Annotated in this window: 11 protein-coding genes; 5 read left to right on the top strand and 6 right to left on the bottom strand. The window is 62.8% G+C overall.

Annotated features, from left to right (window positions below; translation table 11 throughout):
- Positions 1–171 precede the first annotated feature (171 nt).
- A complete protein-coding gene (locus NTY77_18730) occupies positions 172–615 on the bottom strand; it encodes a hypothetical protein (GenBank protein MCX5797530.1) in 444 nt (147 codons plus the stop codon).
- A gap of 43 nt (positions 616–658) precedes the next feature.
- On the opposite strand from NTY77_18730, the gene NTY77_18725 reads away from it, so the two are divergent.
- Genes NTY77_18725 through NTY77_18710 form a run of 4 tightly spaced genes read left to right on the top strand, consistent with a single transcriptional unit; the run spans position 659 to position 3,757 of the window.
- On the top strand, positions 659–2,008 hold the full coding sequence (locus NTY77_18725; GenBank protein ID MCX5797529.1) for a Mur ligase domain-containing protein: 1,350 nt from the start codon (positions 659–661) through the stop codon (positions 2,006–2,008).
- A gap of 15 nt (positions 2,009–2,023) precedes the next feature.
- Positions 2,024–2,983: an SPFH domain-containing protein gene (locus NTY77_18720; protein ID MCX5797528.1), complete on the top strand. Its 960-nt coding sequence runs from the start codon at positions 2,024–2,026 to the stop codon at positions 2,981–2,983.
- Between the two features lie 4 nt (positions 2,984–2,987).
- The gene (locus tag NTY77_18715) at positions 2,988–3,329 is read left to right on the top strand and encodes a hypothetical protein (protein ID MCX5797527.1); all 342 of its coding nucleotides are present in this window, start codon (positions 2,988–2,990) and stop codon (positions 3,327–3,329) included.
- Positions 3,326–3,757, top strand: coding sequence for a hypothetical protein (locus NTY77_18710; protein ID MCX5797526.1), 432 nt, complete (start codon positions 3,326–3,328; stop codon positions 3,755–3,757). The genes NTY77_18715 and NTY77_18710 overlap by 4 nt, the downstream gene beginning before the upstream one ends.
- A 29-nt stretch (positions 3,758–3,786) precedes the next feature.
- On the opposite strand, the gene NTY77_18705 is transcribed toward NTY77_18710, so the two are convergent.
- Positions 3,787–4,803 carry a thioredoxin family protein gene (locus NTY77_18705; protein ID MCX5797525.1) on the bottom strand — a complete coding sequence of 339 codons (1,017 nt, stop codon included), beginning with the start codon at positions 4,801–4,803 and terminating at the stop codon, positions 3,787–3,789.
- Positions 4,804–4,895: 92 nt separating this feature from the next.
- Here NTY77_18705 and NTY77_18700 point away from each other — a divergent pair, with 92 nt between their 5' ends.
- On the top strand, positions 4,896–5,843 hold the full coding sequence (locus tag NTY77_18700; protein MCX5797524.1) for a tyrosine-type recombinase/integrase: 948 nt from the start codon (positions 4,896–4,898) through the stop codon (positions 5,841–5,843).
- Positions 5,844–6,261: 418 nt separating this feature from the next.
- On the opposite strand, the gene NTY77_18695 is transcribed toward NTY77_18700, so the two are convergent.
- From NTY77_18695 to NTY77_18680, 4 genes are all read right to left on the bottom strand, one after another.
- Positions 6,262–7,431 carry an ATP-binding protein gene (locus NTY77_18695; protein MCX5797523.1) on the bottom strand — a complete coding sequence of 390 codons (1,170 nt, stop codon included), beginning with the start codon at positions 7,429–7,431 and terminating at the stop codon, positions 6,262–6,264.
- A gap of 168 nt (positions 7,432–7,599) precedes the next feature.
- Complete coding sequence (locus NTY77_18690) at positions 7,600–7,938, bottom strand: rhodanese-like domain-containing protein (protein MCX5797522.1); 339 nt, start codon at positions 7,936–7,938, stop codon at positions 7,600–7,602.
- Positions 7,939–8,229: 291 nt separating this feature from the next.
- A complete protein-coding gene (locus NTY77_18685; GenBank protein ID MCX5797521.1) occupies positions 8,230–8,637 on the bottom strand; it encodes a hypothetical protein in 408 nt (135 codons plus the stop codon).
- Positions 8,628–9,737: a DUF4329 domain-containing protein gene (locus NTY77_18680; protein MCX5797520.1), complete on the bottom strand. Its 1,110-nt coding sequence runs from the start codon at positions 9,735–9,737 to the stop codon at positions 8,628–8,630. Before NTY77_18680 ends, NTY77_18685 begins: the two co-directional genes overlap by 10 nt.
- Between the last annotated feature and the right edge of the window lie 22 nt (positions 9,738–9,759).

Below are 9,759 nucleotides of genomic sequence, written 5' to 3'. Positions count from 1 at the left end.
CACCTACTATCTGCTGCGGGGCCTGGGCGGGGAGGCCGATCCCGAGGGCAGCGGCCATGTCAGCGTGGGCGACCTGCACGGCTACGTGCGCAAGAACGTGCTGCGCGCGGCGCACCGCCAGAACCGGGAGCAGAACCCGGAGCTGCGCACGCCGGACAAGGGCCTCAGGCTCTACTGATCCAGCGCGGCGTGCCGCCGCAGCGCCAGCTCCCAGGAACCCAAGATGGCGCCTTGGCAGCGCAGTTCGCCTTCCACCAGGTAGGCGCGCTCCCCTTTCTGGGTCAAGGTCACCTGGCCCGCGTGCCGCCCGTCCCAGGACCGGAAAGACGAGAACATCCGCCGGCCCGCGAGCTCGAAGGCGCCATCGAACCGGCCCAGCTTGGGATGGACCCAGGACCAGCTCGCGGCGGACCCTCCCTTGGAGGGGGCCACCGAGCAGGCCAGCTCCAGGCCCTGCTTCGAGTCGGCGAATTCCAGCCGGCCCTCGATGGACCAAGCCAGGGGCTCGTGGCGGACCCGCAGCTCTCCACGGACGCCCTCCAGCCGGTACCGGGCGTCGAAGAACCTCCCGTGTATCGCCCACGATCCGGGACGCAGCAGGAAGGTATGCGCCATACGCCGGAATCTTACTATTTCCATTTGATATGATGCAGGTCCCATGCGCATCCACTTCTCGGGCGTGGGCGGCTTCGGCATGAGCGCCTTGGCCCAGATCCACGCCATGGACGGCCAGCCGGCCACCGGCTCCGACCGGCTTTTCGACCGGGGGGAGAACCAGGCCCTCAAGGCGCGGCTGGAGGCCCTGGGCATCAAGCTCTTTGCCCAGGACGGAAGCGCCGTCGGCAAAGAGACCGACCTCGCGGTCCTCTCCACCGCTATCGAAGACGACAACCCCGAGGTCGCGGCGGCCAAGAAGCTGGGCGTGCCGATCATGCACCGCTCGGAGCTCCTGGCCAAGCACGTGGCCGAGATGCGCACCATCGCCGTGACCGGGACCAGCGGCAAGTCCACGGTCACGGCCATGATCTTCGAGATCCTCGAGGCGGCCGGCCGCTCTCCCTCGGTCATCACCGGCGGCAACCTCCTGGCTCTGCAGAAGCGCGGCTTCTGGGGCAACGCCTTCCGCGGCGAGTCCGGCCTGCTGGTCATCGAGGCCGACGAGAGCGACGGCTCCCTGCTCAACTACAAGCCGGCCGTGGGCGTCTTCCTCAACCTCACCAAGGACCACAAGGAGGTCCCCGTGCTCCGGGAGTTCCTGCGCAAGTTCCGGGGCAACGTCATGACCGCCTTGGTCAACGCGGACGACCCCAACCTCAAGGACCTCCCCGCGGACCGGACCTTCGGCCTGGAGCGGGGCGAGGTCCGGGCCGAGGTGACGGCCCTGACCGGCGGCGAGTCGCGCTTCCGCATCGGCGGCGAGGAGTTCGTCCTGCCTCTGCCCGGCCGGTACAACGTGGAGAACGCCGTCGCGGCCGTGGCCGCGGCCCTCAACGAGGGCGTGAGCCTCGCCGACTGCCGCCGGGCTTTGGCTTCCTATCAAGGCGTGGCGCGGCGGTTCCAGAGCCTGGGACGAGCCCGGGGCGTGGAGGTGGTCGACGATTTCGCCCACAACCCGGCCAAGCTGGCCGCGGCCCTGGCCGCGGCCCACCTGCGCGCGGCGCGCGTGCTGGCCGTGTATCAGCCCCACGGCTTCGCCCCGACCCGGCTGCTCAAGGGAGAGCTCATCGAGGCCTTCGCCTCGGCCCTGCGCCCGGACGACCGGCTGTGGCTGCCCGACATCTACTACGTGGGCGGGACCACCGCCAAGGACATCTCCTCCCAGGACGTGGTGGAGCCCCTGCGGCGCCGCGGCTTGAAGGCGTCCCATGTGCCGCGGCGGGCGGACATCGTAGCCGAGGTCGTTGCGCAGGCCCGCGCAGGGGACCTCGTGCTCGTGATGGGCGCGCGCGACCCCTCTTTGAGCGATTTCGCCCGCGATATCCTGGCCGCACTGTCGCGAGGAACCTAGAAGAAAGGAGCGATCATGGCCATAATCGACAGAGTCAAATACGACGGTCCCGCCGACGTCCTGGTCTGGCGCTATCCGCCCGACGACCTCTCCTGGGGCACCCGGGTCATCGTCAACCAGTCCCAGGAAGCCATCTTCTACTCGGGCGGCCAGGCCCTGGACATCCTGCCCCCGGGCACGCATGTCCTGGAGACCGCCAACATCCCGCTGCTGCGCACGCTCATCAAGATCCCCTTCGGCGGAAAGACCCCCTTCGCCGCGGAGATCTACTACATCAACAGGGCGGTCAACCTCAACGTCAAGTGGGGCACGAACACCCCCATCCCGGTCCAGGACCCCAAGTACAACGTGTTCCTGCCCGTGCGCGCCTTCGGCCAGTTCGGCGTGCAGGTCTCGGACTCCCGCAAGCTCGTGACCAAGCTCGCCGGCACCATGCAGGAATTCTCGGTGGACACCATGAGCGAGTACTTCAAGGGGGTGCTGTTGACCAAAGCCAAGGACTACATCGCCGAGACCATCATCAAGACCAAGGTCCCCCTGCTGGAGGTCGCGGCGCATCTGGAGGAGATGTCCGAGGGCATCGGCGCCAAGCTCGCCGACGACTTCGGCATCTACGGCATCAAGCTCGTCAACTTCTATCTCAATTCCGTGGACGTCTCCGAGGATGACGAGACGGTCAAGCGCCTCAAGAAGGCGCTCTCCGACAGGGCCGAGATGGACATCATGGGCGCGGGCTACAACACCAAGCGGACCTTCGACACGCTTGAGAAAGCGGCCGGCAACGAGGGCGGCGGCGCGGGCGCCGGCATGGGCCTGGGCATGGGCCTCGGCGCGGGCGCCAACCTCGGCAGCCTGATGGCCGGAGTCATGGGCCAGGCCGCGGCCAAGGCCACCCTGAAGTGCCCCAAGTGCCAGGCGGACCTGGCCGCCGGGGCCAAGTTCTGCTCTTCCTGCGGCGAGAAGCTCGGAGGCTAGGACCATGAGAAAAGCCATCATGCCCCTGCTGGCCGCGGCCGCCCTGTCCGGCTGCGGCCTCCTCTACTCCAACATCCACAGCGCGCGCTCCTACCGTTCCGCCACGCCGGCCGAGGTCAAGGCCACGCCCGCCGACGAGACGGTCAGCGGCATGGGCTGCAACCAATCCCTGCTGTATCTGGTCGCGTGGGGCGACGGGGGCTACATCGCGGCCGTGAAGAACGCGCTGGGCGGACGCGACGCCATCCTCTACGACGTGAAATGCGACATCAAGGTCAACTCCGTGCTCCTGGGCCTCTACACCAAGGTCTGCACCAAGGTGACCGGGAAGGTGGGGAAGCTTTGACCTGGGCGCTGCTGGCCGCGCTCCTCGCGGCCCCGGCCGTCCGGGCCCAGGAGGACGGGACCACGGCCAATCCCGGGCTCATCTCGCCCGGGGGGATGATCGTGTTCTACGCCTCCGAGGGGCCCCTGTCTTTTTCCACGCTCACGCCGGGGGAACTGCCGCCCGGAGCCCGCGACGCCGGAGAAGTGCGGGGCCGCTCCTGCCAGCACGGCCTGGCCATCCCGGTCACGGCCTCGATCCGGCCCACCACGGTCTCGGGCGCGGCCGGCAACGGCGGCTACGACAAGACTTTGGCCTCCATCCTCAAGGCCCGGCCGGACCTCGCCGGCATCTACGACGTGAAGGTGGACATCCAGACCCTCGGCATATTGGGTTTCTACCGCCGCACCTGCACCGAGATCCTGGCCCGGGGCTTCCGGCTTTCTTAGGCGCTTGACTCCGGGCTGTAAACCCGCGGCTATTCAGCCTTGAGCTTCTGGGTGACGGTCTGGCCCTGCGGGTCGGCGAAGCTGACGTAATCCTTCCCTATCTTCTGCAGCTTGTAACCGCCTACGGAATCCCCGACCCGGTATGCTTCCCCGCCTATTATCGCCATGGCGGAGTCGCCCGTGACTATGCCGGAAATATCGAAAAGCCCTTCCGCGGCCGCCTCCTGCGCCGCAGGCGCTGCGCCGGCGGCCGGGCCGCGGCCGGCCCCTGGCTTCGCCCGGCCGGGACTCAGCGGGCCGTGGTAGAGGGCTAGTACCTGCTCCAGAGAAGGACGCACGAAGAACCTTCCGTCTACGCAGACCACGGGCAATCCCGCCCCGAAGGGATCCATGCCGGAGGCCAGCATGCGGGACATTGCCTCGACACGCGCGGCTTCATCGTCGAATCTCTTGTACGTATACTCGGCGCCAGCGCTGTCCAGCTCCCGGAGGAAGCCCTGGGTAAGGCTGCAGTCATCCCGCCCGTACACGATTATGCCGCTGGTGACCGGAACAGAACCGCCGCCCGCGGAACGCCAGCGGTCAAGAAAAGCCAGCAGTTTCCCGCGGTCATAGGACTGCCCGGATTCCAGGCTGTCGGTCTCCTGGGAAGAGAGCAGCGTTCCGTCCTCCTCGAGCACGAAGAAATGCGGCGTCCCCGGCACTTGGCCGTAAGAGAACAGGAGCTGGGCGCTCGACCGGAGGTCGGCATGCAGCCTTACAAAACCCTCCGCAGCCATGCGCAGGCCCCGGTCCTCCGACATCAATCTGCCGAGCCTGCCGCACCAGACGCAGCCATCGCTCCCCACCTCTATGAGGATGCGCTTATGCGCTGTCCGGGCCTCGCTCACCGTTCTTTTTATATCTTCCGGGGTCACGGCGGAATAACCAGCCGAGGTCCTGTTCCGTGAGAAGAACTGGAAACCGAAGTAGACCAGGGCGGTTATCACCGCCAACTTGAGGATCGTGTTCATGCGCTGCACCCCTGCCAGGCCCCCGTGGGGCATGGCGAACGCTATAGTAGCAAACCGCCGATGGAACTAAATGGGGGGTAGCTCGTTGGTCATATGAGGGGTTCCCAAAGACCACGGAGGTACATATGAAACTGCAAGACGCCAACCGTTCGTTCCTGGCCCGCTGCGTCGCCTTGAACCTGGCGGCGGGCAGCGTGAGGTGGTATCGCTTCATCCTGCGCGACCTGGCCGCGTTCCTGGAGAGCCGCGGCGCGCCGGAGCTGGGCGCGGTGACGCCGTCCCTTCTGCGCGAGCATCTGGCTCATCTGCGGGAGAAGGGGATATCCGCTGAGACGGTGTCTCGGGTCTACGGCGCCATCCGCTGCGCCTTCCGGTTCTGGAAGGGCGAGGGCGCCATCCCGACGAACCCGATGGAACTGGTGGAGAGGCCGCGCTGCGAGCGGGTGCTGATCCGCCCGTTCAGCCCGGAGCAGGCGGGCCGCCTCATCGAGATGCCGGATGTCCGGACCGTGGAGGGCCTGCGCGACCGCGCCATGCTGATGCTCATGCTGGATTCGGGCCTGCGCATCTCGGAGGTGCTTTCCCTGGAGGCGAGCCGGGTGGAGTGGAGCAACTGCACGGCGACCGTGATGGGCAAGGGGCGCAAGGAGCGTTCGGTGCCGTTCTCGGAGATGACCCGGCAGGCGCTGCAGCAGTACGCCGAGGCCAGAGCCAAGGGGCTGGTCGCGGCCCCGCAGCTTTTCCTGGGCCGGACCGGCAAGGCTGTGGACCGGGCGAAGGTGCGCATCCTGATCATCCGCTACGGCCGTCAGGCGGGGATCGAGGGGGTGCGTTTGTCGCCGCACACCTTGCGGCATACTTTCGCGGTGCTCTACATCCGCAACGGGGGGGATTCGTTCAGCCTGCAGGAGATCCTGGGGCATTCGACCTTGGAGATGACCAAGCGCTACGTGCATCTGGCCCGGCGCGACGTGGCGGAGCAGCATAGGAAGTTCTCGCCTATGGAGTCGCTGCTGCGGATGTCGGGGTCTGCTGCGGGCGCTGCGGGCGCGCGGGCTCCGGGCTTGGGCTGACCTAGGATGGGGACCGGCCCAGGCGCCCGTATGGCGCCTGGGCCATTCCTGGGCTGGCAACTGGGGCGTAAAAAGCTATTTCATGACTATCGCCGTGGCGGGATGATTCCGCCTAGTCTGAATAAGAGGTCATGGCACATTCTCTCCGTCGGGCACAGCGACGTTCAGACCCTTGTTGTGGGGCATTTAGGCCCGCTGCGGGCAACCTGCCGACGCAGCAGCGACTCCATAGGAAAGAACCTTCCATACTGAATACCCAGCCAGGGGGATGTCCCTTTATGAAAGTGAGGACCCGGCTATCGACGGAGGAAGCATGTTTGCCCATAGCCTATTGCCGCAATTAATAGCACGTTTTTGCGGCAAAAATGGGGGCGACTTCGTCTTTTAGACCGCGGCAGGCCTTGGGATTAAGAGCGTCTTAAACCAAGGCAGGCAGTAGCTTGTCTGCGGAGATGATGCGCATACCGTCCGCAACTCGATCTACCCCGGGCTTCTTGAGAACCTGGTAGGTGAACGGGATATTCAGCTTATCGCGGAAGTATCTCAGATTGGGCGCGAGGCTGTCATCGTTTAGCTTGACCTCCACCGCGAACCAGGGCTTTTCCTCCACCGTCACCAGGAAATCCACTTCCCGTTTAGACGTGTCGCGCAAGAAATAGAGTCCCGTCTTTAAACCTTCGTAATCGTGCAGCCAATGGACGAGTTTGAGTAGGTGCGAACCGACCAGATTCTCGAAGCGGGCGGCCTCATCCGTCACCTCCGACCAATCCCAGAGATAAAGCTTCGGCTCCTTCTTCAGCGCCCGGAACGATGCCCTGGAGAACGGATAGACGCGGAATTGGTAGTAGAAGGATTCGAGGATAGTCAGCCAATGAGACACGGCTCGGTGGCTGACTTCGAGGTCTCCCCTCATGTTGTTGATGGAGAGCAGCGCCCCCACTTTTGAGGGCAGCATGTCGCTCAGGACCTGCATTTTCCCCAGTTCCCGGATCATTTCGGTGTCGCGGATGTCTTCGCGAAAAAGCCGCTCGTTGCGCTCGCTGTGCCAACGCCTGAGAGTGCGGTCGTTCTGGGCGAACAGCGGCTCCGGGAATCCGCCGAATCGTTCCAGGGTCGCGAACTCCTGATGATGCACGGCGCCGATGGGCAACTCCTTAAAAGGCTCGATGGGGCTCTTCGTCTTGGCCAGTTCGGCCAGGGTGAAGGGGTGCATGCGGTAGTAGTGATAGCGGCCTTGCAGGGAGTCGCCGCCTTTGCGGTAGATGTCCAGTCGTGCGCTTCCGGTGACCAAGAACCGATATTTTTCCTTGTGAACGTCGTATTCACCCTTGATGAAGCGCTTCCACCCCGAAAACTTGTGGATCTCATCCAGAATGACGAGTTCGGCGGCACCCGGCCATTGCGCGGCCATGATCTGCCTGCGCTCAGCCTTGTTGTCCCAGTTGAAATAGGCCGTTTCCTTGAACTGGGCACCGACCAATATCCTGGCCAGCGTGGTCTTGCCGACCTGCCTGGGGCCGCCGACAAAGACCATCTTGGCCTTCAAATCTTCGATGATCGGAGAGGACAGGTAGCGTTCCTGGGGCATGGCCAGAGTCTATGTAATTATTTGCCCTAAGGCAAATAATTACATGATATATTTTGCCTTCAGGGGATTTGTTTAGACTCGAGAGGGGATGGTTTCGCGCCGTCCTTGGCGTGGGACATGCCTGGGTGTTGCATAGACGCCTGGGTTGACCCCGGCTCGGACCTCGGCCTAACTTGAGCGGCCTACTACAAGGGTCTGAACATCCCTGTGCCCGACGGAGATGAGGCTCTTGGCGGCTTGCTCGCCGAGGGGGCAGGAGTCTTCGCCGCAGTAGACGATGATCTTTGAGTCGAGCGGGAGTCGGGCTGCGGCGAGATTTTTTACGGGGATGTTGCGGCTGCCTTGGATGTGGCCTTTGGCAAAGTCGCTGGGCGGGCGGACGTCGATGATGACGAGGTTCTGGGGTGAGACGAGCTGGAGGCGGCGGAGGTCGTCGACGTGGGTCTTGGTGTCGGCGGACCATGCCGGGGATGTGGCGAGAATGAGGAAAGAAACTAGTTTATGCATAGAATTCTATGGGTTCGTGTTGCGAACACAATGGTCTCGGTGACTCGACTGCCCGCGTTCCCCGCAGGGGCGCGCGGAACCGCCCAGGCACGAAGTGACTGGGCGGTAGCCGTGGTTCAAGCAACTGGCCCAAAGCGGTTTTTGCCCCGACGGTACGGCATGTCGGGGCGATTCCGACCCGCGCCAACACACCCGCCCAAGAGCGCGGGTCGGAATTCTAGGACACTGTAGGCGATTTTTCATCTTGCCACTCACACAGCTTGTCTACTCAGCCCAACTGACCCAACTCGGCTATTTTTCTGGACGTGCGGCCAGGATCGCGCAGTCGTCTTGTCTTATCTCATAGACGAAGTCGCCGCCCAAAGTCAGAGCACCTTGATCGATCAGCACCATCCATGTATTAACACTGTCTGACTCCGACCAAAGATGCTTCTTCAGTTTCCCAATAGTCACTCGATAGCGCCCCATATCCTCTGGCCAGCTCTTCAGGTAACCATCCTTGCGGCTGGCTAACCGACCTGCGAAATCCGTGTAAGCACATGACCCGACCCGCAATTCGGTCCCTGATAGTCTGACTAGACGGGAGACGCCCAAAACAGCCATCTCGCCTTGCCGATACCTATAATCCGCCAAAAACACGACTGCTCCGACGATGAGAATTAGTACAGAATCGATAGCGACTCTCTTAGCTAATGACATTTTGTCCCCTTATCTCCTTTCTCTGCCTTTCCTTCCGTTCCATTGCCCTTCTTTCCTGGCTTCAGAATGTCGCGCTTGACAGAAAAAGGTGGGGCAAATGGATTCCATTTGCTAGAAGGAGTGAGCTTTAGAATGGAGCCATCGGGTGTACCGACACCTAGGATTATCCCTTGGCCCCATGCAGCGTTCCTGTCACCAATACCGAAGTCGTCGCTATTGTAGTTTGGGTCGACAGCGCCGTGTGTATGATACGCCGCAATTAACTCACCGGAATCAGGCACCCAAAAATCCCCAAGATTCATTTTGTCCTCAGTTCCGAAGATGGCTGGGGCGTAGTAATATAATCCATTCTGCATATAGATTGCTCCGCCAAGTTCCAAATTCAGCCTTATTGAGTACCCAAGGTACTGCTCGATTGCAGCAATGATTGCATCATCCAGAGTAGGATAGGGATCACCCGGGGCAAGACCAAGAGGATCTCGGAACAATAATGGTCTATTGCGCAAGTATGAGTACAGATTGACATCGTTCCCAGCAAACCCTATCGGATCCTCCTGCCCAAACCTCCCGGCTTGAGGATCATAGGTTTGCCGGTGTCTGTAATCATAAAGGTTCGTCTCCGCCTCCCACATCCGCCCGGTGAACGCGAACGGACTTCCGGTCAGCGACGCAGTTGATGTGACCGGCGGCCCCCTCACATCAACAAAGGTCGGCTTGCCGTAAGCCTCGTACTCCACCCTCTCTATCAGGGCTCCATTCGCGTCAGTGTGCGCCACCACGCTGGCCAATGCGTCCCCATGTATGAAGTACTCCGTCCCGTCGGACTTGCGCATGATGAGCGGCTGGTCTATCCCTGGCCCTTGCGTGAAGAGCGCCAACAGATTGTTGTTGCCGTCGAGTTCAGCGAGAATATTTTGCCCGTCGTAAACGAACCGCGTCACGACCGGACTGCTCGTCGAGCCCGTCGACTTCTCGACCCGCCGGCCCGCCGCATCGTACTTGTAACTAGACGCCGTCCCGTCGGGCAGGCTCACCTGCGTGAGCTGGTTGACGCTGTTAAAAGAGAAGCTGGTAACCTTGTGGTAGGAGCCTTCGGTCAAGCGCCCAGCGCTGCGATCCGGC

It is taken from the genome of Elusimicrobiota bacterium, assembly GCA_026388095.1.
Classification (GTDB): Bacteria; Elusimicrobiota; Elusimicrobia; order UBA1565; family UBA9628; genus UBA9628.
Note: the sequence above shows the minus strand (reverse complement) of the source record. Positions and strands in the feature narration are given on the sequence as shown.